The 20851-nt window shown below is 61.7% G+C and carries 22 protein-coding genes; 9 read left to right on the top strand and 13 right to left on the bottom strand.

What is annotated here, in order from left to right:
* Window positions 1-10: 10 nt before the first annotated feature.
* A complete protein-coding gene (locus tag Q1B16_RS16050; RefSeq protein WP_299791008.1) occupies window positions 11-787 on the top strand; it encodes an HpcH/HpaI aldolase/citrate lyase family protein in 777 nt (258 codons plus the stop codon).
* 31 nt (window positions 788-818) lie between these two features.
* On the opposite strand, the gene Q1B16_RS16045 is transcribed toward Q1B16_RS16050, so the two are convergent.
* Complete coding sequence (locus Q1B16_RS16045; RefSeq protein WP_299791006.1) at window positions 819-2036, bottom strand: hypothetical protein; 1218 nt, start codon at window positions 2034-2036, stop codon at window positions 819-821.
* Between the two features lie 240 nt (window positions 2037-2276).
* Here Q1B16_RS16045 and smc point away from each other — a divergent pair, with 240 nt between their 5' ends.
* From smc to Q1B16_RS16030, 3 genes are all read left to right on the top strand, one after another.
* Window positions 2277-5732 (top strand): chromosome segregation protein SMC, encoded by a 3456-nt coding sequence (gene smc / locus Q1B16_RS16040; RefSeq protein WP_299791004.1) that lies wholly within the window; start codon window positions 2277-2279, stop codon window positions 5730-5732.
* Between the two features lie 53 nt (window positions 5733-5785).
* Window positions 5786-6130 carry a hypothetical protein gene (locus tag Q1B16_RS16035; RefSeq protein WP_299791001.1) on the top strand — a complete coding sequence of 115 codons (345 nt, stop codon included), beginning with the start codon at window positions 5786-5788 and terminating at the stop codon, window positions 6128-6130.
* 196 nt (window positions 6131-6326) lie between these two features.
* Window positions 6327-6689 (top strand): hypothetical protein, encoded by a 363-nt coding sequence (locus Q1B16_RS16030; protein WP_299790998.1) that lies wholly within the window; start codon window positions 6327-6329, stop codon window positions 6687-6689.
* Here Q1B16_RS16030 and Q1B16_RS16025 read toward each other — a convergent pair.
* Complete coding sequence (locus Q1B16_RS16025; RefSeq protein WP_299790995.1) at window positions 6686-7675, bottom strand: glutathione S-transferase family protein; 990 nt, start codon at window positions 7673-7675, stop codon at window positions 6686-6688. The two genes, Q1B16_RS16030 and Q1B16_RS16025, sit on opposite strands and share 4 nt — an antisense overlap.
* A gap of 368 nt (window positions 7676-8043) precedes the next feature.
* On the opposite strand from Q1B16_RS16025, the gene Q1B16_RS16020 reads away from it, so the two are divergent.
* From Q1B16_RS16020 to Q1B16_RS16010, 3 genes are read left to right on the top strand one after another with little or no spacing between them, the layout of a single operon-like run.
* Entirely contained in the window at window positions 8044-9534 is a 1491-nt protein-coding gene (locus Q1B16_RS16020; protein WP_299790992.1) for a SulP family inorganic anion transporter, read from the top strand.
* Window positions 9535-9546: 12 nt separating this feature from the next.
* Window positions 9547-10404 (top strand): universal stress protein, encoded by an 858-nt coding sequence (locus tag Q1B16_RS16015; protein ID WP_299790989.1) that lies wholly within the window; start codon window positions 9547-9549, stop codon window positions 10402-10404.
* 26 nt (window positions 10405-10430) lie between these two features.
* Entirely contained in the window at window positions 10431-11507 is a 1077-nt protein-coding gene (locus Q1B16_RS16010) for a glycosyltransferase family 2 protein (protein ID WP_299790986.1), read from the top strand.
* A 45-nt stretch (window positions 11508-11552) separates the two neighbouring features.
* Here Q1B16_RS16010 and Q1B16_RS16005 read toward each other — a convergent pair whose 3' ends face one another.
* From Q1B16_RS16005 to def (Q1B16_RS15980), 6 genes are read right to left on the bottom strand one after another with little or no spacing between them, the layout of a single operon-like run.
* The gene (locus Q1B16_RS16005) at window positions 11553-11792 is read right to left on the bottom strand and encodes a GlsB/YeaQ/YmgE family stress response membrane protein (RefSeq protein WP_299790983.1); all 240 of its coding nucleotides are present in this window, start codon (window positions 11790-11792) and stop codon (window positions 11553-11555) included.
* A 3-nt stretch (window positions 11793-11795) separates the two neighbouring features.
* Complete coding sequence (locus Q1B16_RS16000; RefSeq protein WP_299790980.1) at window positions 11796-12056, bottom strand: hypothetical protein; 261 nt, start codon at window positions 12054-12056, stop codon at window positions 11796-11798.
* A 2-nt stretch (window positions 12057-12058) separates the two neighbouring features.
* Window positions 12059-12970: a methionyl-tRNA formyltransferase gene (gene fmt, locus Q1B16_RS15995; RefSeq protein ID WP_299790977.1), complete on the bottom strand. Its 912-nt coding sequence runs from the start codon at window positions 12968-12970 to the stop codon at window positions 12059-12061.
* Window positions 12971-12973: 3 nt separating this feature from the next.
* Window positions 12974-13471, bottom strand: a complete 498-nt coding sequence (gene def, locus Q1B16_RS15990; protein WP_299790974.1) for a peptide deformylase — start codon at window positions 13469-13471, stop codon at window positions 12974-12976.
* Window positions 13468-13965 carry a peptide deformylase gene (def, locus tag Q1B16_RS15985; protein ID WP_299790971.1) on the bottom strand — a complete coding sequence of 166 codons (498 nt, stop codon included), beginning with the start codon at window positions 13963-13965 and terminating at the stop codon, window positions 13468-13470. The genes def (Q1B16_RS15990) and def (Q1B16_RS15985) overlap by 4 nt, the downstream gene beginning before the upstream one ends.
* Window positions 13962-14480 carry a peptide deformylase gene (def, locus tag Q1B16_RS15980; RefSeq protein ID WP_299790968.1) on the bottom strand — a complete coding sequence of 173 codons (519 nt, stop codon included), beginning with the start codon at window positions 14478-14480 and terminating at the stop codon, window positions 13962-13964. Before def (Q1B16_RS15980) ends, def (Q1B16_RS15985) begins: the two co-directional genes overlap by 4 nt.
* 106 nt (window positions 14481-14586) lie before the next feature.
* Here def (Q1B16_RS15980) and Q1B16_RS15975 point away from each other — a divergent pair, with 106 nt between their 5' ends.
* On the top strand, window positions 14587-15765 hold the full coding sequence (locus tag Q1B16_RS15975) for a PatB family C-S lyase (RefSeq protein ID WP_299790965.1): 1179 nt from the start codon (window positions 14587-14589) through the stop codon (window positions 15763-15765).
* 57 nt (window positions 15766-15822) lie between these two features.
* Here the strand turns inward: Q1B16_RS15975 and Q1B16_RS15970 are convergent, their stop codons facing one another.
* From Q1B16_RS15970 to Q1B16_RS15950, 5 genes are read right to left on the bottom strand one after another with little or no spacing between them, the layout of a single operon-like run.
* Entirely contained in the window at window positions 15823-16446 is a 624-nt protein-coding gene (locus Q1B16_RS15970) for a trimeric intracellular cation channel family protein (protein WP_299790962.1), read from the bottom strand.
* Window positions 16443-16904, bottom strand: coding sequence for a ribonuclease HI (rnhA, locus tag Q1B16_RS15965; protein ID WP_299790959.1), 462 nt, complete (start codon window positions 16902-16904; stop codon window positions 16443-16445). Before rnhA ends, Q1B16_RS15970 begins: the two co-directional genes overlap by 4 nt.
* Window positions 16897-17487, bottom strand: coding sequence for a class I SAM-dependent methyltransferase (locus Q1B16_RS15960; RefSeq protein ID WP_299790956.1), 591 nt, complete (start codon window positions 17485-17487; stop codon window positions 16897-16899). Before Q1B16_RS15960 ends, rnhA begins: the two co-directional genes overlap by 8 nt.
* Window positions 17484-17936: a DUF3429 domain-containing protein gene (locus Q1B16_RS15955; protein WP_299790953.1), complete on the bottom strand. Its 453-nt coding sequence runs from the start codon at window positions 17934-17936 to the stop codon at window positions 17484-17486. The genes Q1B16_RS15960 and Q1B16_RS15955 overlap by 4 nt, the downstream gene beginning before the upstream one ends.
* Before the next feature lie 44 nt (window positions 17937-17980).
* On the bottom strand, window positions 17981-18595 hold the full coding sequence (locus tag Q1B16_RS15950) for a LysE family translocator (RefSeq protein WP_299790950.1): 615 nt from the start codon (window positions 18593-18595) through the stop codon (window positions 17981-17983).
* Between the two features lie 109 nt (window positions 18596-18704).
* Between Q1B16_RS15950 and Q1B16_RS15945 the strand changes: the two genes are divergently transcribed.
* Window positions 18705-20822 carry a DEAD/DEAH box helicase gene (locus Q1B16_RS15945; RefSeq protein ID WP_299790946.1) on the top strand — a complete coding sequence of 706 codons (2118 nt, stop codon included), beginning with the start codon at window positions 18705-18707 and terminating at the stop codon, window positions 20820-20822.
* The last annotated feature ends 29 nt before the right edge of the window (window positions 20823-20851 follow it).

The raw sequence follows: 20851 nt of genomic DNA, 5'->3' as shown, positions 1-20851 counted from the left end.
AAGGACATCCATGCCAGTTCCGACCAACGATTTCAAAGCGCGCTTGACCTCCGACACGCCGCAGCTTGGTCTGTGGCTGGCTCTTGGGTCTGGCTACACGACCGAGATCGCAGCGGGCGCCGGTTTCGATTGGCTCTTGATCGACGGAGAGCACGCGCCCAACGATCTTTTGACGATCCGCGATCAGTTGATGGTTCTCGTCGGTCATGACGTGTCCCCGGTTGTCCGCATTCCGCATAACGATCCTGCGTTGATCAAGCAGATGCTCGACATTGGCGTCCAATCCCTTCTTTGCCCGATGGTCAATTCGGCGGATGAAGCCCGCGCCATCGTCGAAGCGATGCGGTATCCGCCTCTTGGGATCCGGGGTGTTGGTCATATGCTTGGGCGGGCGTCCGCGTTTAACGGGATCACCGATTATCTGGGCACGGCCGAAGATCAGCTTTGCCTGATCGTACAGGCCGAAAGCGTTGCCGCGATGGAGGCGCTCGAAGAGATCTGTGCGGTCGATGGCGTAGATGGCGTGTTCATCGGCCCGGCGGATCTGTGTGCCGATATGGGGCTTCTTCCCGACATGGCACATCCCGACCTGCGCGCCGCTGTCCAGGACGGCCTCAAGCGCATTCGAGCAGCGGGAAAAGCGGCTGGCATCATCGACGGCGAGCCGATCCTGATCCAGCAAGACATCGACGCGGGAGCGAATTTCGTGGCGCTCGGAGCCGACGTTCTGTTGCTGGCAGATGCGATGCGAGGTCTTGCCAAAACGTGGAAAGCCCGGATCACCTGACCCGGGCTTTCGGTTCGTATCCGCGAATTGGTTATTCGGCAGGCACCGCGTTGGCCGCAACCGCGCGCCGTGCGAAATGCTGACGGTTCAGGCGAAGTACCAGCGCGATGGCGACGACCTGCGCCACGATGGCGACGCCGGTTACGCCCCAATACGCGATGCCGAACTTTTCAACCGCACCCGCCGCCACGAGCCCCTTGTTGAGGAAGAACTGGATCATCACCGACAGGGCAACGGCAGGGCAGACCAGCGCATAGGATCCGGGCGATGTCTTCGAACCGATGACGAAATCGCTGAAATACCCCTGACGCATCATCACGACGCCGCCCAAAAGCAGGAACGCCACCTGGATCGACAGAAGTTGCGCGAGAAAGATCATGGTCTCACCGGCTTGCGCATGGGTGTCGAAAGCGACGTGCAGACCGTGGCTTTGGCGCAGGAACATGATCCCCAGAACCGTGACGATGGGCACGATGATCATGAGCGTCGGACCGGATTCGCGCGCAGTGCCGTGCTGGAGCATCGACGCAAAGGCGGTGGTCGCTGCGATCACGGTATAGAGGATCGCCGCCACGCCAAAGAAGGTGGACAGCATCAGTGCAATGGCAACCGTGGCCGACGAGGTGCTCATCGCGGCAGGGGCTGCAAATCCGACACTGACCATCGCGATGCTGAAGGCCGGCAGAAGCTGGGCAAACGAATTATGCGCAGTCACGTCGAACACGCCCCCTTTGGACAGCACCCGGCCCAAGAACGCGCCGATCATGCGGAAGGCCAGAACACCGATGGCCGCAAAGGCAAGGAGAGACAATGGGAACAGGTATTCGACGACGCTCCAAAGCTGCGGCACGAAGACCAGACCGACGATGAACATCGCGTTCACGCTCATGGCCATCGCCAGCGGCATGGCAAGCAAGGTTGCCTCGGCGTTGGTTTCACGCAGCTTTGCGTAAGAATCGGTTTTCTTGAAAACCGACAGCGATTGAAGGTTCCAGATCAGCGATTTGATGTTGAGAAACGCAAAGACCGCAATCCCGATCAGCGCGATGGCAATGGCGCTTTGGAGAGGCAGGCCGCCTTGCGCCAAAGCCGTGGCGATGTCCTCGAAAACCGGGACAGGCTGGTTCGGGTGCGGAACCCAGAACATCAGGAACATGAAGAATGTCACAGTAATCCCCCCGGCCCCGAGAGACGCGAGGAAATAGATTGGCGAATAGGTGTCTGCGGGTCTGGTGACGGAACGGTCCATGACGAGTCTCCTTATATTCCGTTTTCAGAATATAAATACATTCAAAAATTAGAATGTAAAGTCTCTCTTGGTACCCTCCGTTGGTGTCGAGTTCCTCAGCACCATTGAGCAGCCGCCAGTTACCTCAATATCTTGTGGATAATTCATCGCGAATAACGACATACGGAACCAAAGCGTTGACTCGATGCCAGACGCCGCGACACACTGTCCGTCAAAACGGGAATCAGGCAGGCTACACAGGTGCGCTTTTCCAAACTCCGTCTGACGGGCTTCAAAAGCTTCGTTGACCCCACCGATCTGATCATCGCCGATGGTCTGACCGGCGTCGTGGGGCCGAACGGCTGTGGGAAATCGAACCTTCTCGAAGCGCTTCGATGGGTCATGGGCGAAAACCGCCCCACCGCGATGCGTGGTGGAGGCATGGAAGACGTGATCTTCGCTGGAGCCGCCACCCGGCCTGCCCGTAACTTTGCCGAGGTGTCGATCCAGATCGACAACTCGGACCGTTTGGCCCCCGCCGGCTTCAACGATCAGGACCAGCTCGACATCGTCCGCCGCATCACCCGCGACGTGGGCAGCGCCTACAAGGCCAATGGCAAGGACGTGCGCGCGCGCGATGTGCAGATGCTGTTCGCGGATGCGTCCACCGGGGCGCATTCGCCTGCGCTCGTCCGGCAGGGCCAGATCAGCGAATTGATCAACGCCAAGCCCAAGAACCGCCGCCGCATCCTCGAAGAGGCTGCTGGCATTTCCGGCCTATACCAGCGTCGGCACGAGGCGGAACTCAAGCTCAAGAACACCGAGGCCAATCTGCTGCGCGTCGATGACGTGATCGAACAGCTCGCCGCGCAATTGGCCCAGCTGGCGCGGCAGGCGCGCCAAGCCGCCCGTTATCGCGCCATCGGCGAAGAGCTGCGCCACGCCGAAGGTTTGCTGCTGTACCGCCGCTGGAAAGACGCGGATGTCGCGCGTGCCGAAGCCGATGCGCAACTCCGCGAACGCACAACCGACGCCGCCAAGGCCGAGACCGCCGCGCGCGAGGCGACGAAGGTCCGCGAACAGGCCGATGGGGCCTTGCCGCCCCTCCGCGAAGAAGCGGCCATCGCCGCTGCCATTGTCCAGCGCCTGACCCTGCAACGCGACACCCTGTCCGAACAGGAACGCCGCGCCGAGGAAACCATCGCCACCCTGACCCGGCGCATCGACCAGATGACCAAGGACATGGAGCGCGAAAACGGGCTCAACCGCGACGCTGGCGAAACCATCCAGCAACTTGAATGGGAAGCGCGCGAGCTTGAGAAGGCCTCCGAAGGACACGAGGACAAACTCGCTGCCGCAATCGAAGCAGCCCGCGAAGCCGGGGCCGTCTTGCAGGCACGCGAGGCCGATCTCAGCCAAAAGACCGAAGACGTCGCCCGCCTCGCCGCGCGCCATCAATCCGCGCACCGTTTGCTGTCCGACAGCCAGAAGACGCTGGACCGCAACGAAGCCGAAACCAAACGTGCGCGGGACGCGATGGCCACGGCAAAGCAGGCGCTTGCCGACGCGAAATCGGCCGCATCGCAAGCCGAAACAGAGCAAACCGCCGCCCGTGATCTGGCAGACCGCGCCGACCAGGTGTTGACCGAGGCCGAGGCCGCCCGTGCAGAAACCCAGTCGCGCGAAGCCGATGCCCGGGCGGAACGTTCTGAGGCCGAAGGCGAGATGAACGCGCTCAGCGCGGAGACGACGGCCCTTGCCCGCCTGCTGGATCGGGACACCGCCGAGGGTGGGCAGATCCTCGACCGGTTGCAGGTGGAACAGGGGTTCGAGAAGGCGCTGGGTGCTGCCCTTGCCGATGACCTGCGCGCGCCCGAGGTTGACGGCGATGGCCCCACCGGCTGGACCGCCCTTCCCCGCTACGACACCGACCAACCGCTACCCGAGGGCGTCACACCGCTCACCCATCATGTTTCAGTGCCAGAGGTGCTCGAGCGGCGCATGGAGCAGATCGGGCTGGCCGATGCCGAGGATGCCGCACGGCTACAACCCTTGTTGATGCCCGGCCAACGGTTGGTCAGCCTTGAAGGCGACCTGTGGCGATGGGACGGCTATCGCGCCTGGGCCGAAGATGCGCCATCTGCCGCTGCTCTTCGCCTCGAGCAGTTGAACCGTCTTGAAACGCTGAAACAGGAAACCGCCCGCGCGTCGGCCCGCGTCGATGGTGCCCGCGCGGCGCATGAAAGCCTCACGCAAAGGCTGGCTGATCTCGCGCAGGCCGAAAAAGCTGCCCGCCAGGCGCGCCGCGATGCGGATGCCGCCGTCACCGATGCTGCACGCAAGCTTAGCCGGGCCGAGGCCGACCGCGACATGGCAGAAGGCAAGCTGGAGAGCCTGTCCCTCTCTGTGTCCCGCCACGAGGACGAAGCCACGACCGCGCGCGCGCAATTGGTCGAAGCGCAGCGCGCCGTGGCCGAACTTGAACCGCTCGACATCGCGCGCGCCGAGGTCGAGGACCTCAAGATGACGGTCGAAGCCGCACGCATGACGATGATGGCCCGCCGTTCGGCACAAGACGAATTGCGCCGCGAAGGCGACGCCCGCAAAGCGCGCGCGCAACAGGTCACCAAGGAACTTAGCGGCTGGCGGCATCGTCTTGAGACCGCCGAAAAGCGGAGCGCCGAGTTGGCGGAACGCCGGGCAGCCGCGCAAACGGAACTGGACGCCGCCGCGAACACGCCCGCAGAACTGGCCGCGCAGCGTGACAGCCTTGGGCATGAGATCACGCAGGCCGAGGCGCGAAAAGCCGCCGCCGACGACGCGCTTTCGACAGGTGAGGCTACGCTGCGCGCCGCCGATCAGTCGGAACGCGAGGCCGAACGCAAGGCATCCGAAGCGCGCGAGGCCCGTGCCCGGTCCGAAGCCCGTGCCGAAGCCGCGCGCGAAGCCGTCAACGCCGCCGCAGAGCGCATCGCCGAAGAACAAGAGACCAGCCCAAGCCAGCTACTGCACAAACTGGGGGCCAATCCCGATAACCTCCCCAAGGCAAAGGCAATCGACGCCGATGTGAACCGGCTGAAACGCCAGCGTGATGCCCTGGGCGCGGTGAACCTGCGGGCCGAGGAAGACGCGCGCGAAGTGCAGGAAGAGCACGACACGCTTCTGGCCGAAAAACAGGACCTCGAAGAAGCGGTCAAAACCCTTCGGTCGGGTATCGCCAGCCTCAACCGCGAGGGACGGGAGCGCTTGCTGACCGCGTTTGAGCAAGTGAACAGCAACTTCTCCCTGCTCTTCACGCATCTCTTCGGCGGAGGCGAAGCAAACCTTGTGATGGTGGAAAGCGACGATCCTCTTGAGGCCGGGCTAGAGATCATGTGCCAACCTCCCGGTAAGAAACTGTCGACGCTGTCGCTGCTGTCGGGTGGTGAACAAACCTTGACGGCGCTTGCCCTGATCTTTGCCGTGTTCCTTGCGAACCCTGCCCCCATCTGCGTGCTTGACGAAGTCGATGCGCCGCTGGACGACGCCAACGTGACGCGTTTCTGCGATCTGCTGGACGAAATGTGCCGCCGCACCGAGACGCGTTTCCTCATCATCACACACCATGCGGTAACGATGTCCCGCATGGATCGACTCTTTGGCGTGACCATGCAGGAACAGGGTGTCAGCCAACTCGTGTCCGTCGATCTGAAAAAAGCGGAGCGCATGGTCGCGTAAACGTGTCTCGATACGCAGCGGTTTTTCCGTACCGTATAACGATGTTCCGCTCCGTGCTTCTCCTTGGCCTGATCCCAATTGCCCTTTCGGCGCAAAACTGGGGTCCGCGTGACAGCGATACCTTGTTCGACAAGTCCGCTCTGGACGACCGCCTCCGTGGCGCGACCATCACATTCTTCGACAACGGTCGATCACGGTTTTTCGACGATGGGCGCTATACCTATACCTACGCAAATGACGGCGGGACCGGATATGGCTACTTCACTGTTCTGGATGACAGCAGGATTTGCATCGAATTCGTCACCGGTGCGTCCAGATGCGATCTCTACGTCATTGACGCAGAGGGACGGCTGACCGTTATCACTGCCGCGGGGGACCGTTTTCCGACACGACCTTGAGCAGAGAGAGTTAACGCGTCAGCGGCTGAAGGTTACAACCTATACGCGACGCTGTGGACAGAATCGCTAGATATCGGCCATGATCCGCTCATATTCAGCATTTGACAGCTTTCCTTACCCGCACGTTAACAATTTATTATCTTATCAGGGCTGACTGTGACGCAGCCTGCTTCCACATAAGGACCCGTAACTTCCCATGAACGTGCTGATTGTGCAGAACAAGGCCAGCCTCGGCCAATTGTGGCAACGCCACCTGCAGCGGCATGGGCATTTTGCGGATATCGCTCTGGATCAGGACGCCGCGACCGAGAAACTCTCCGAACGGTTCTATCCGATCATCATCCTCGATGTCGTTCTAGAGAACGGCAGCGCGATCGCTGTTGCCGATTATGCAAGCTATCGCCATCCAGACGCGCGCGTGATCTTCGTCACGAACACGAGCTTTTTCTCGGATGGGTCGATCTTCCAGCTTTGTTCGAACGCCTGCGCCTTCGTGCCCAGCGCGACCCAGCCTGACGACCTGACCGCGATGGTCGAGCACTACGCCAAAGCGACCTAAGCCGCTTTCAGCCGGTCCCGCCCGTGTGGCGCGTCGAAATCGAGAACCGGATTGATCGGGATGATCCGGTGCGGATTGATCGTTTCGTGACTGTAATGATAGTGCCGCACGATATGGTCGAGATTGACCGTATCGGCCACACCCGGCCATTGATAAAGCTCACGCGTGTAGGCCCAAAGGTTCGGGTAATCGACAATCCTGCGTCGGTTGCATTTGAAATGCAGGTGATACACCGAATCGAAGCGCACGAGAGTGGTGAACAACCGCCAATCCGCTTCGGTGATGCGGTCCCCCATCAGGTAGCGACGTGTCGATAGGCGCTCTTCCAACCAATCCAGACTGTCGAAAAGCGGCCCTACAGCCTCTTCATAGGCCTCTTGCGTCGTGGCAAAGCCGGATTTGTAGACACCGTTATTCACCGTGTCGTAAATCCGGTCATTTACCGGGGCGATGTCATCGCGCAACTCTTCGGGCCAATAATCGTCCTGATTTCCGGTGATCGCGTCGAAGGCAGAATTGAACATGCGGATGATCTCGGAGCTTTCGTTGGACACGATGGTCTCGCGCTCCTTGTCCCAGAGGATCGGCACCGTGACCCGCCCAGAGATCTCGGGGTCCGCCTTCAGATAGATATCGCGCGCAAACGGCAAATCGTAGAGCCGATCGCCGGTCGCTCCGGGAAAGTCCGTATCGAAGGTCCAGCCATCACCGAGCATGTCGGGGTGAACCACCGACACGTCAATGTGATCCTCAAGACCCTTGATCGCACGAAAGACCAGCGTGCGATGCGCCCACGGGCAGGCGAGGCTCACGTAAAGATGGTAGCGCCCGGATTCAGCTGGAAACCCGCCCTCTCCGGTCGGTCCCGCGCTGCCATCGGCGGTGATCCAGTTGCGAAACTTGGCCGTGCTGCGCTTGAACGCACCGCCCGTGCTTTCGGTGTCGTACCATTGATCTTTCCAAACGCCGTCGACCAGATGTCCCATGTCTTGCTCCTGTGTTCCCTTGAATACGTAGATAGACCTCAGCAGAATTCCACCAAACACCCACCACCGCGCAGGATGCTCCGTGTTTACGCACAACGGGGAGCGAGACGCGTGATCCTCCGTTTTCTCCCCACACGCGTCACGTCGCGCCGTCTGTTGCCGTATTGCCCCCTCACATCACACGGACCCGACGTTTTAGAGTGCTCGGCTTGGCTTCTGACCAACGCCACGGTAAGGGACGCGCAAACATTGGGACGGGTGAGGGTCCCGGCCAGTCTTTTCGGCCGCCTATCCGCCGACCACCCCATCACGTGACGACACCGAAAAAGACCGCGCTTCCGATCGCGGCCTATGGGCAAAGAACTTTCATGATTTCCTTCGCACAATATCAGCGCCAATGGACTCATAACATTCGCGGCGACCTTCTGTCGGGTTTGGTCGTGGCCCTGGCGTTGATCCCAGAAGCCATCGCGTTTTCGATCATCGCGGGTGTCGATCCCAAGGTGGGGCTCTACGCGTCCTTCTCCATTGCCGTCATCACCGCAATCACCGGGGGACGTCCCGGCATGATCTCCGCAGCGACGGCCGCCACGGCGGTTCTGATGGTGACGCTGGTGCGGGATCACGGGCTCGAATACCTGCTCGCCGCGACCGTACTGGCCGGGCTGCTTCAGATCGGGGCCGGGTTTCTGAAGCTTGGCTACGTGATGCGCTTCGTGTCGAAATCCGTGATGACCGGGTTCGTCAACGCGCTCGCGATCCTCATCTTCATCGCGCAGTTGCCGGAACTCGATCCGTCGCGTGTGCCGCCCCTGACCTACGCGTTGGTCGCTGCCGGTCTCGCGATCATCTACCTTTTCCCGATGCTGACCAAAGCCATCCCGTCACCTCTGGTCACGATCATCGTGCTCACGGCCCTCGTGGTCGCGATGGGATGGGACGTGCGCACCGTGGGCGATATGGGCGATCTGCCCGATACGCTGCCGGTGTTCCTCATCCCCGACATTCCGCTGACCTTCGAGACGCTTCAGATCATCTTCCCCTACTCAATCGCGGTGGCAGTCGTGGGCCTGCTGGAAAGCCTGATGACCCAGCAGATTGTCGATGACCTCACCGATACAACCTCGAGCCGCAATCAGGAGTGCATTGGTCAGGGCCTAGCAAACACGGCCACCGGATTTATCGGCGGCATGGCGGGTTGCGCGATGATTGGCCAGTCCATCATCAACGTGAAATCCGGCGGGCGCGGGAGACTGTCGAGCTTTGTCGCGGGCGTGTTCTTGCTGATCCTTGTCGTGGCGCTTGGCGATATCGTGGCGATCATCCCTATGGCTGCTCTGGTAGCGATCATGATCATGGTCTCAATCGGCACGTTCTCGTGGTCGTCGATCAAGAACCTGCGCGATCATCCCAGATCGTCGTCCATCGTGATGCTGGCGACCGTGTTCTTCGTGATATACACCCATAATCTCGCCATCGGCGTTCTGGTCGGGGTGCTGCTCTCGGGCATCTTCTTCGCGTGGAAAATCTCGCAGCTCTTCCGCGTCCGGTCGACCATCACGCCGGACGGGAACCACCGCACCTACACCATCGAAGGCCAGCTTTTCTTCGCCTCGTCCGAGGATTTCATGAAGGCGTTTGACTTCAAGGAAGCGCCCGAGAAAGTCACCATCGACCTGAGCCGCGCGCATATCTGGGATATTTCCTCGGTTGCAGCGCTGGACATGGCTGTGCTCAAGTTCCGTCGGGAAGGCGCGGAGGTCGAGCTGATCGGGCTGAACGAAGCCTCTGAAACCATCGTTGACCGTCTTGCCATGCACGACAAGCCGGACGCGATGGATCAATTGCTCGGCCACTAGGGAGGCACCACCATGACCAGCAACACCCTCATCGCCCTTGTGGACGGTTCTGCCTATTCCGAAAGCGTCTGCCATCACGCGGCGTGGATCGCCGGGCGGAACGACTGGACGGTCAAGATCTATCACGTGATGGGCCGCCGCGACGCGGTCGAGAAACAGGACCTTTCGGGCGCGATCCGTCTCGGGGCCCGCAGCGCGCTGCTGGAGCAACTGTCGGAACTGGACGCCGCCCGTGCGAAACTGGCGCATGAACACGGCCGCGCGATCCTCGAAGACGCCAAGGCGCTGATCCAGCGCGACAGCGATATCCGCGTCGAAACGCGCCTTCGACAAGGAGACCTGGTTGAGACGATCAGCGCCAAGGAACAGACCGGCGACATGATCGTCATCGGCAAGCGCGGCGAGGCGGCCGCCTTGGCGATGGAGCATCTTGGCTCCAATCTCGAACGCATTGTCCGGGCGAGCCACAACCCGGTCTTCATCGCAAACCGCGCCTTCAAGCCGATCAAGTCGGTTCTCGTGGCCTTCGACGGCGGGGCGTCATCGCTCAAGGCGGTGGACTACATCGCCCGAAGCCCCCTGTTCGCGGACCTCAAAGTGACGCTCGTCTTTGCGGGCAAGGACACCCCGGCAATCCAGAAATCCCTCGCGGATGCAGCAGCGACGCTCAAGGCCGGCGGTTTTGATGCTGACACTGTTCTACAAAGCGGGGAGCCCGAAAAGGTACTGGCCCAGATCACCTCGAACGGCGCGCACGAATTGCTCGTGATGGGAGCCTACGGCCACAGCCGCGTGCGCAGCTTCATCATCGGCTCCACGACCACCGAGATGCTCCGCTCCTGCAAGGTGCCCGTGCTCATCATGCGGTAACTACGCTAGCAAAGACCGAAAACAGTATGAGAACACTGATTCAATCAGGCCCCGATAATCTGGATCCTTTTGCGATCCCGGTGGTTGCACTTGCGCACAACGAAGCCAACATCCTGTGCGACTTTCTTGACCACTACCGTGCGTTAGGACCGGTAACGTTCTTGATCGTCGACGACAACTCTACGGACGGCACCAGCGACATCCTTTCGAAGATGCCAGACGTCACGGTATTCCGTCCTGCCCACGGCTCGTCCTATAAAGAGCACAAAGCCATCTGGCGGTCGGAACTCTTGGACACCTTTGCGGACGAGCGGTGGTGCCTCGTTCCTGATCTGGACGAACATTTCGTTTTCGCCGGCGCGCCCGATTTGTTGGGCTACATCTCGCAATTGGACGAGGAGGGTGCGTCAGCTGTCGCGACGTTGATGATTGACATGTACACGGACCGCCCGCTTGCAGATCATCTTCACCCACAAGGCAGCAAGATACCCCTCCGTCAACGCTTTCAGCATTTCGATGGACCAGAGGGGTATGCCATGCGCCCTGTTATTGGAAAAGTGGGTGCTAAATATCCAACGCCTCCGGTCGCCTTTCACGGAGGTCCAAGACACAGGATGAACAGAGGCCCTCTTTTTGAAGACCTCGATTTCCCAAAAAGGACGTTGCTGTGCAGACATCTCGGCTTGAGCAATTCGATCAATGCCGACCACGGTTTGATATGGCGCTTGACGGTCGGCCAGATGGCGCGCCGCTATTTCAACGAAGCACTCAATATGACTAAAGTCGGATTATTGCGTTGGCAACGCGGGATGCGCTTCAACGGAGGCGCACATAAATTGAATCGATCTATGCCCGTCTCTGAAAGTATCGCCGGATTCCTGCACTACCCGTTCACCCGCGGCGCGAAGGGTATCAGATATGTCGCGGATCGCGGACAGCATGTGGGCGAAGGAAAGCACTACAGAGCATTGCTGGAGTCCGGCACTTTGGCAAAGTCGTTCGCCTTTGATCAAACTAGAATTTATCAATCAGTTTCAGATTTGACCGGATTGATCCGGCCAATCCGAGGTAACACTGCGTTGTCTTCGACCACCACTATCTGACGTCGTTAACTATGAGCAATTTATACATCTGAGACGACCTTTTCGTCACCATTTCGAACGCAGTTTCTGCACCACCCAGATGACGATCATCGCACCGAGAACCGCGCCCACAAGTCCCGCGACAGCGCCACCTGCCAGCAGCAGAAAGCGGATAACCATACCGCCAATCAACGCGCCCGCGATCCCGATCAGCACGGTCTGAAGCGTTCCCATCTCGACCCGCATCAGTCGCGTGGCCAGGAATCCTGCCGCAGCGCCGATGACGAGAAGAAACAGGACGGGCATGATCTACCTCCGCCGCCGATCCCGCACCGACGCCCTCCAATGGGTTGGCACGATGATCAAGGCACCCAGCGATGACACGATGGCATTCATCCCCGGCGATCCAAATCCAATCCCGAACATGATGCGTACGAAATAGGCGAGGAAGGCCCCACCCACGCAGATGATGATGCTCTGAACGATGCCGTTATTGGTGAACCCGGTCTTTTCAGAGATGTAACCGACGATCCCTGCGATCACGACGGTGCCCATCAGGATCATGAACATGGTTACTCTCCTATCCGTGTCCCTTTCGGGACAGCCATGCCGCGCAGGAACGTCTCTGCATCCTGCGCGCCTTTTCCAGCGCGTTGCGCCCGGGTGATCGTAACCGCCCCATCGCCGCACGCAATGGTGAACCGGTCATCCAGGACGGTTCCCGCCGTGCCCTGAGCGTCTGCTACTACGCTGCCCAGCATTTTCACCCGCTCCTCGCCGATCATCGTCCAGGCCCCGGGAAATGGTGACAACCCCCGGATCAGCCGGTCGACCTCGACAGTGGGGCGGGTCCAATCGACCTTTGCCTCGGCCTTGTCGATCTTCTCGGCATAGGTGACGCCGTCGTCGGGCTGCGCCTGCGGACGAAGCTCGGGCAGTCGGTTCAAAGCCGTGACAATGAGCCGTGCCCCCATCTCGCTCAATCGGTCGTGCAGTTCACCCGTCGTTTCCGTGGCACCAATCGGCGTCGCTTCGCGCAGCAGCACCGGCCCGGTGTCCAGCCCCGCCTCCATCTGCATGATGCAGATGCCGGTCTCTGCATCCCCCGCCATGATCGCGCGGTGGATCGGCGCAGCCCCGCGCCAACGTGGCAAGAGCGATGCGTGGATGTTCAGACAGCCGTATTTCGGCGCGTCCAGAACGGCCTGCGGCAGGATCAACCCATAGGCCACCACCACCGCGACGTCGGCATTCAGAGCGGCGAACTCACGCTGGGCGTCTTCATTCCGCAACGTTTTCGGGTGCCGCACCTCGAGCCCAAGCGCGTCGGCCCGGGCTTGGACGGGGGTCGGACGGTCCTTCTTGCCGCGCCCCGCCGGGCGGGGGGGCTGGCAATAGACGGCTGCGATCTCGTGACCAGCCTCGACCAGAGCGTCGAGCACTGGAACAGAAAAGTCGGGCGTGCCCATGAAGATGATCCGCATGTCCTAGCCTTTCAGCTTTTTCGCCCGCCGCAACAGGATGTCCCGCTTGGTCTTGCTCAGATGATCGAAATACATCTTCCCATTCAGATGGTCGATCTGGTGCTGGACCGAGGTCGCCCACAGTCCAACGAAATCCTGTTCCCGTACCGTACCATCCGCACCGATGAACCGTACGGTTACAGCGCGCGGGCGCTCGATGGACGCGGAGACGCCCGGAAGGTTCGGGCTGGCCTCTTCATGCGGCCGCAGCTGAACCGAAGCGTGCAGGATTTCTGGGTTCGCCATGCGCACCGCCTTGCCGCGCTCCTCGGAGGCATCCACGACCGCAAGACGTTTCAAGACACCGATCTGGTTCGCCGCCAAACCCACGCCGGGCATTGCCTCCATCGTGTCGATCATATCGTCCCAGAGCGCACGAATCTCGTCGGTGATCTCGTCCACCGGCGCGGCCGGGGTGCGCAGGCACTTGTTCGGCCAGGGCAGGCAGCGCCGCACTGTCAAGACAGCGCCGCATAGTCGGTTTCAAGCTGCGGCCTTTCCGCAGCGGGCAGCCGGTCGAAGATCACCACTCCGTTCAGATGGTCCAATTCATGCTGTGCGCAGATCGCGGCAAATCCGGTCAGATGTGCTTCACACCGCGCGCCGGTTTCGTCGCTATAGGCCAGAGTGATCTCAGTGGGACGGGTCACCTCGGCGGACACGCCCGGAATGGAAAGGCACGCTTCGGGGCCGGAGGCCACACCGTCAGAGGCGGACACGATCTCGGGATTGATGCACACATAAGGCGTCCGGTCGCCTTCTTTCCATGTGGGGTCCATGACGAAAACCCGCTGCATGACACCCACCTGCGGCGCGGCCAATCCACGACCCGGAGCGTCGTACATCGTATCGAACATATCCTGTATCAGGTCGCCGAGAGCCGCCGCGTCATCGACGGGCGCGCAGACCTGCGATAACCGCCGATCGGGCCACTTGACGATGGGCAGAACGCTCATGCCCGTGCCAGTTCGCGCTTCAGCTTGACCATCTTCCGCGTGATCATCTGGCGCTTCAGCGGCTTGAGGTAATCGATGAACAGTTTGCCGTTCAGATGGTCGATCTCGTGCTGAACGCAGGTCGCCCAAAGACCGTCGAACTCTTCCTCCTGCGGGTTGCCGTTTTCGTCGATCCAGCCGACCTTGACCGCATCGGGGCGGGTGACGTCCGCGAACTGATCGGGGATCGAAAGGCAACCTTCCTCGTAGACGTTCATATCGTCCGACGACGCGATGATTTCGGGGTTGAACATCACCAGAGGACGGGGCGCCGCGTCTTCTTCCTTGACGCAATCCAGCACGATCAGCCGCGACAATACACCCACCTGCGGCGCGGCAAGCCCGATGCCCGGCGCGTCGTACATGGTTTCAAGCATGTCTTTGGCCAACACGCGCAAATCGTCCGACAGATCGGGCACGGGGTCGCAGACCTTTTTCAGACGCGGGTCCGGGTGGATGAGGATCGGCAATTTCATGGCAGTGATCTAGTTAATCCATGCCGCAAGGGCAATAGAGCGGGGGCTTGCACCTGCCGTTCACTGGGATAGCGTCGCGCCAAATCGGAGCTTAGCGGAGTGGAAAATGCGTGATCTGTTCAACCAACCGAATGACCGTCGCGGCACCAACAGTTCCAAATGGGACATGCTGGAAAGCAAGTTCGACGTGCCGCTGGAAGACGGGCTGTCGATGTGGACCGCCGACAGCGATTACCCCACGGCGCCCTGCGTTCTCGCGGCGTTGCAAAAGGCCGTGAATCACGGTGTCTTCGGCTACTGGGCCGACAACACCGATTATCACAACGCGATCCAGTGGTGGATGACAAACCGCCACGGCTGGGACATCGACACCGACTGGATCCTGACGACACAGGGTCTTGGTAACGCCATCGCCTTCTGCATCGATGTCTGGACAGACCCCGGCGACCGCATCGTGACGTTCAACCCGGTTTACCACGAGTTTGAATTCAAGATCCGCAGGGCCGGACGCGCGCCGGTCCAAGTGTCGCTTGCCCGCGACGGCGATACCTACAATCTTGATTTCGAGGCGGCGGAAGCGGCTCTGGACGGCACCGAAAAGATGCTGATCTTCTGCTCGCCGCAGAACCCGTCGGGCCGCATCTGGTCGTCAGATGAGCTGCGCCAGGTCGCCGAGTTTGCCAAGCGCCACGATCTGATCATCGTGGCGGACGAAATTCACCACGACTTTATCTATCCCGGCTTCACCTTCACCCCGTTCGACGTCGCCGCCCCCGATGCGCGAGACCGGTTGGTCGTGCTTACCGCGTCATCCAAAACGTTCAACATCGCGGGGCTGAAGACCGGGAATATGATCATCCCGGACGACAGGCTCCGCGCCGCAATGACACAGCGCCTGCGGTCTTTGGACTATGCCCCGAACCGACTGGGCCTTGAAATGGTGACTGCCGCCTACACACCCGAAGGTGCCGCGTGGGTCGATGCCCAGATCGCGCATTTGGCGGACCTCAAGTCGACTTTCGACGACGGCGTGAATGCCATACCCGGCGTACGGTCGCTGCCGCTTCACTCCACCTACCTCGCCTGGGTCGATTTCTCGGGCACCGGGATGAGTTTCGACGAGATCAGCCGCCGGGTCCGGCAGGATGCCCGTATCGCACCCAGCCCCGGCCCGGAATTCGGCCCCGGTGGAGAGAGCTTCCTGCGGTTCAACCTCGCCACGCAGCGCTACCGCGTCGAGGACGCCGTCGCGCGTTTGCAAACCGCCTTTGCAGATTTGCAATAGGCGTCTTTGGGCTGCAAGTACCTCGGGGTTTGGGGCAGAGCCCCAATCCGACCGTGGTCAGCGGCGCGGCGGGCGGGATTTGTAGACCGGCAGCCGCCACCCGAAGGCGATGGACCCCGCGCGGAGAGCGAATGTCAGCGCGGCCGAGGCCAGCACCGTGACTGTCGCATCAAGGCCGACAAGCGGTGCAAGCGCCACAACCGACGCTCCGGCCACGGCGCAGGTCACGTAGAGTTCGCCCTGTTTCAGGACGAGCGGAACCTCATTGGCCACCACATCCCGCATCAGACCTCCAAGACAGCCTGTCACCGTCCCCATCACCACGACGATGGACGCGCTCTGGTCGAGGGTCGACGCAATCCGCGCCCCGGCAGCGACGGCAAAGGACAGGGCTGCCGCGTCCAGCCAGAGGATCGCCGTGTAGCGGCTTTCGATCAGGTGGGCGGTGAAGAACACCACGAAGGCGGCAAAGACGGCCACGGCAAGATAGGTCGGGTCGGCCATCCAGAACACCGGGTTCCGGTCCAGGAGCACATCGCGCAACGTGCCGCCACCCACCCCGGTCAGGATCGCGAGAAAGGCAAAACCGATGATGTCGAGCTGCGCCCGGCTGGCGACCAGCGCGCCGGTCAGGGCAAAGACCAGCACGGCGGCATGGTCGAGCAGCGCGATCAGGGTCACGCAGCACCCTTTTTGTAGGGCTTCATGCCTTCACGCGCCAATTCATCGGCGCGCTCGTTTTCGGGGTGGCCCGCGTGGCCCTTGACCCATTCCCAGGTCACGTCATGCCGCGCCTGCGCCTCGTCCAGCCGTTGCCAGAGTTCGACATTCTTGACTGGCTTCTTGTTTGCGGTCTTCCAGCCATTGCGCTTCCAGCCGTGGATCCAGCCGGTGACGCCATTCTTCACATAGGCGCTGTCGGTCACGATGGTCAGCGCGGATGGGCGCGATAGCGTTTCCAGCGCGTGGATCGCGGCCAGAAGCTCCATCCGGTTGTTCGTGGTGTTGGCTTCACCGCCCGACAAGGTGCGTTCCTTGACCACCGTCTCGCCGTCCTTGGCCTGCATCAGCACACCCCAGCCTCCGGGTCCGGGGTTTCCCGAACAGGCTCCGTCGGTATAGGCGTAAAGGTCAGGCATGGGCGGTTACGGATATCCAGTCTGCGTCCTCGCCCGATAACCCTTTGTCGCGTCCGCGTCGATAGGGGCCCACGGAAAAACCCGCCGCCTGCAAGAGGTCGGTCAGTTCCGCTTCGGTATAGTAGGTGTAGAGCCGGTTGATGCTGTCCCGGTGCGCGCCCGTGCCTTCCTTGACCGCGATGTGAAACAGACCGCCCGGTTTCAGCGCGGTGTGGATCGCGGAGAGGTGGCGCGGCATGTCGGCGCGCGGCGCGTGCAGCAGACTGAAATTGGCCCAGACACCGTCATAGATCGCGGTTACGCTGATGTCGTCGAAACTGGCCTGTCGCGCGGTGACGCCGTCTATGGCCGATGCCAACCCGATCATCTCGGCCGAGGCGTCAAGCGCATCGACAACACACCCCGCCCGCACCATGTGGCGCGCCGAGGTGCCGGGACCGCAGCCCAGATCAAGCACTCTCGCGCCCGTCGGCAGGGCTACAATGAAGGCAGCCAGAGTCGCGCTTGGCGTGTCAGAGGTTTCGAGCTTGGCATAATCCCCAGCGCGAGCATCGTAGACGGCGATGGTCTCGCGATCGGTCACAGGAACACTCCGACCGAAAGGCAGACCACCACCAGCGCGGTGAGCAACACCCGCAACTGCATCCACCATTTCGGCGCAAGGCCCCAATGCCAAAAGGCGAAGTCGAGGACCAGAAGCCCCAGAAATCCGAAGATCAGATTCATCCCCGCCGATACCGGCCCGCCGCCGGTCATGAAGAACGCCCAAAGCGCCGGGATGACCGAAAGCGCATAGCCGGTCGCCGCCTGCCCGCCCTCGGCCTTGGTGGCAAAGCCCCACAGCACACCCGACATGAAGCTGAGGATCACCATCCCGTAGGACAGTTGAACATACGGCCCGATGAACCGAGGCCCCAATGTGTCCAGCCCCCATTGCGCCACGCCATCCGACAGAAGCGTCAGCGCGCCCCATGCGAAGGGGATCACGCCAGCGAGGCCGAGGATCAGGGCGGAGCGGGGGATGTGCGTCATGTCAGTTGGGTCCGGTCACTTGGGCAGTCGGGAGGCCAGATAGGTCAGGCCCGTTCCAGTGCCAACCGTCCGGCAAGCGCGGCAAAGATGCCGGCGAAGGACCGATTGAGCCACCGCATCACGCGCTCGCTTCCCAAGAGCCACGTCCGCGCGGCCGCTGCGAAAACGCCGTAAAGCACGAACACGGCAAAGGTCATGGCCATGAAGATACCGCCAAGCACCGCCATTTCGACCGTGGCCGTGGCGGGATTGCCCGACAGGAAGGGTGGCAACAGGGCCAGGAAGAAGATCGACAGTTTCGGGTTTAGGATGTTGATCAACGCCCCCCGCCGCGCGATGCGCAGACCGTTTTCGGCGCTGCGATCCGCCGACACCGCCAACGCACCCCCGGACTTCAGCGATTGCCAGGCAAGCCAGAGAAGGTAAGCGACACCCGCGAACTTCACCACGTTGAACAGAAGCGCAGAGGTGTGCAGCACTGCCGCCAGCCCCAAAGTCGCCGCCAGAAGATGCGGAACGATCCCGAAGGTACAGCCCAGCGCGGCCCAGATCGACGGCCACCGCCCCTGCCCCAATCCGACGGCCAGCGTGTAGATCACCCCGGTGCCGGGTGCGAGGACGACGACCAGGGCGGTCACGAGAAATTGCAGGCTGATCATGGCGGCTCTCCCATAGGTGCGCTGCGATGACGCTATACATTTGTGCCCCGATGATCTAGACGCGCGCTTTGGCCTTCTGATGGCCGCCCCTACAAAGAAGACAACACTCGTGAAAAAAGCCCTGCAAGACGCTCTTGATGCCCGTGGATACGACACGCTGACCCCGGTTCAGGAGGCTGTGCTCAATCCCGGCTATGTCGGTGCCGACCTTCTGGTTTCGGCGCAGACGGGATCCGGCAAGACGCTGGGCTTTGGCCTTGCCATCGCGCCGACCATCCTTGAGGACGAAACCTTCGGTGCCGCCGGTGCGCCGCTGGCGCTGGTGATTGCGCCGACGCGCGAATTGGCGATGCAGGTGAAGCGCGAGTTGGCGTGGCTTTACGCGCAAGCCGGTGTCGTCATGGCCTCGACCGTGGGGGGCATGGACATGCGCGACGAACGCCGGGCGCTGGAACGCGGGGCGCATATCGTTGTCGCCACGCCGGGCCGTCTGCGCGACCACATCATGCGCAACTCCATCGACCTGTCCCAATGTCGCGCCGTGGTGCTGGACGAAGCGGACGAGATGCTGGATCTGGGGTTCCGCGAAGACCTCGAGTTCATCCTTGGCGAAGCTCCCGAAGACCGGCAGACGCTTCTCTTCTCGGCCACCGTTCCACCGCAGATCGCCAAGCTTGCCAAAAGCTACCAGCGCGATGCCATCCGCGTGGTCACGAAATCGGAATCGAGCCAGCACGCCGACATCGCCTATCGCGCCATGCTGGTGAACGACCGCGACACAGACAACGCCGTCATCAACACGCTGCGGTTCTACGAAGCCCCGAATGCCATCGTCTTCGCCAACACCCGCGCAATGGTGAACCGCCTGACCACCCGCCTGTCGAACCGTGGATTTCAGGTGGTAGCCCTGTCCGGCGAGTTGTCCCAGACCGAACGCACCCACGCACTGCAAGCCATGCGCGACGGGCGGGCGCAGGTCTGTGTGGCCACCGATGTGGCAGCGCGCGGGATCGACCTTCCCAATCTTGATCTGGTGGTTCATGCCGAACTGCCGTCGAACCACGAAACCCTGCTGCACCGTTCGGGCCGGACAGGTCGCGCCGGGCGCAAGGGGGTCTCTGCGCTGATCGTGACACCGAAAGTGCGCAAGAAGGCCGAGCGCATTCTGGGCATGGCCAAGCTCAAGTCGGAATGGGGGCCTGCCCCATCTGCCGACGAAGTGCTGGCGCGCGATGAGGGTCGGATGTTCGCCGACCCGTCATGGGATGTCCCGGTCGAGGAGTCGGAGGCATCGGTCGTGGCCCGGCTGGTGGCAGAAAAGACCCCCGAACAAATTGCCGTTGCTTACCTGCGCATGTTCCGCGAACAGCACACGGCGCCCGAGGACCTTTCGGATCCGAATGAAAAGCGCGCCCCGCGCGAGGAATTCGGCCCAAGCGTGTGGTTCGCCGTGTCCGGGGGCCGCGCCGCAGAGGCCGAACCGCGCCGCATCCTGCCGATGATCTGCGGGGCCGGTGATCTGAGCAAGGAAGACGTGGGCGCAATCCGTATCCAGCAGGATCATTCCCTCGTGCAGATCCGGGAATCATCGGTCGCGCGGCTGCTCAACGCGGTCGGGCCAGAGATGGAACTGGAAAAGGGCGTGACCCTGACCAAGCTCGATCAGGCCCCGGCGTTCGAGCGCGGTGCGCGTCCTGCGGGTAAGTCGGGGCCAAAACCCGAGCGGAAGCCTTACAAGGACGGCCCAAAATCGGACCACAAATCCAAGCGCGACACGCGCGAAGACGCACATCCACCGGCAGAGGCGAAGCCTGCACCCACGCCTAAGTCCGCAACGCCCATTGACTGGAACGACGAACCGGCTCCGCGTGTGCGCAAGCCGAAGCCTGCGGATCGGAAGGGCGGCAAACCCGCTGGAAAGCCGTATGGGAAATCTGCGGGCAAAGCCGATGGCCCTTCGCGCGACCGCAAGCCCTACAGCGACAAGCCGGGGGGCGACCGTCCGCCGCGGCGGACGGAAAGCGAATTTCAGGCACAGCCCTACAAGGGCAAAGGCAAACCCAAAGGCCCGCCCCCACCGGAAGGCAAACCCAACAGCAAAAAGAACGTTGCGCGGGCCAATGCCAGCGATCCCTCACAGAGTATGCGCAAGCCTCGTGCGGGTGCAGGCAAGCCGGGTGGCAAACCTGCGGGCAAATTCGGCAAAAAGCCGGGCGGCAAACGCTAGGGCCGAAACCCTTCAAAGGGTTTCGCCGG

Origin of the sequence: uncultured Marivita sp., from assembly GCF_947488135.1 — a bacterium.
In the GTDB taxonomy this organism is placed as follows: Bacteria; Pseudomonadota; Alphaproteobacteria; order Rhodobacterales; family Rhodobacteraceae; genus Marivita.
This window is presented reverse-complemented; position numbering and strand designations above follow the sequence as displayed.

Excerpts from the sequence above, each read along its gene's own strand:
- Q1B16_RS16050 (WP_299791008.1), top strand. The coding sequence starts at position 11 with ATGCCAGTTCCGACCAACGATTTCAAAGCGCGCTTGACCTCCGACACG.
- Q1B16_RS16045 (WP_299791006.1), bottom strand. The coding sequence starts at position 2,036 with ATGGACCGTTCCGTCACCAGACCCGCAGACACCTATTCGCCAATCTAT.
- Q1B16_RS16030 (WP_299790998.1), top strand. The coding sequence starts at position 6,327 with ATGAACGTGCTGATTGTGCAGAACAAGGCCAGCCTCGGCCAATTGTGG.
- Q1B16_RS16025 (WP_299790995.1), bottom strand. The coding sequence starts at position 7,675 with ATGGGACATCTGGTCGACGGCGTTTGGAAAGATCAATGGTACGACACC.
- Q1B16_RS16020 (WP_299790992.1), top strand. The coding sequence starts at position 8,044 with ATGATTTCCTTCGCACAATATCAGCGCCAATGGACTCATAACATTCGC.
- Q1B16_RS16015 (WP_299790989.1), top strand. The coding sequence starts at position 9,547 with ATGACCAGCAACACCCTCATCGCCCTTGTGGACGGTTCTGCCTATTCC.
- Q1B16_RS16010 (WP_299790986.1), top strand. The coding sequence starts at position 10,431 with ATGAGAACACTGATTCAATCAGGCCCCGATAATCTGGATCCTTTTGCG.
- Q1B16_RS16005 (WP_299790983.1), bottom strand. The coding sequence starts at position 11,792 with ATGCCCGTCCTGTTTCTTCTCGTCATCGGCGCTGCGGCAGGATTCCTG.
- Q1B16_RS16000 (WP_299790980.1), bottom strand. The coding sequence starts at position 12,056 with ATGTTCATGATCCTGATGGGCACCGTCGTGATCGCAGGGATCGTCGGT.
- fmt (WP_299790977.1), bottom strand. The coding sequence starts at position 12,970 with ATGCGGATCATCTTCATGGGCACGCCCGACTTTTCTGTTCCAGTGCTC.
- def (WP_299790971.1), bottom strand. The coding sequence starts at position 13,965 with ATGAGCGTTCTGCCCATCGTCAAGTGGCCCGATCGGCGGTTATCGCAG.
- def (WP_299790968.1), bottom strand. The coding sequence starts at position 14,480 with ATGAAATTGCCGATCCTCATCCACCCGGACCCGCGTCTGAAAAAGGTC.
- Q1B16_RS15975 (WP_299790965.1), top strand. The coding sequence starts at position 14,587 with ATGCGTGATCTGTTCAACCAACCGAATGACCGTCGCGGCACCAACAGT.
- rnhA (WP_299790959.1), bottom strand. The coding sequence starts at position 16,904 with ATGCCTGACCTTTACGCCTATACCGACGGAGCCTGTTCGGGAAACCCC.
- Q1B16_RS15955 (WP_299790953.1), bottom strand. The coding sequence starts at position 17,936 with ATGACGCACATCCCCCGCTCCGCCCTGATCCTCGGCCTCGCTGGCGTG.
- Q1B16_RS15950 (WP_299790950.1), bottom strand. The coding sequence starts at position 18,595 with ATGATCAGCCTGCAATTTCTCGTGACCGCCCTGGTCGTCGTCCTCGCA.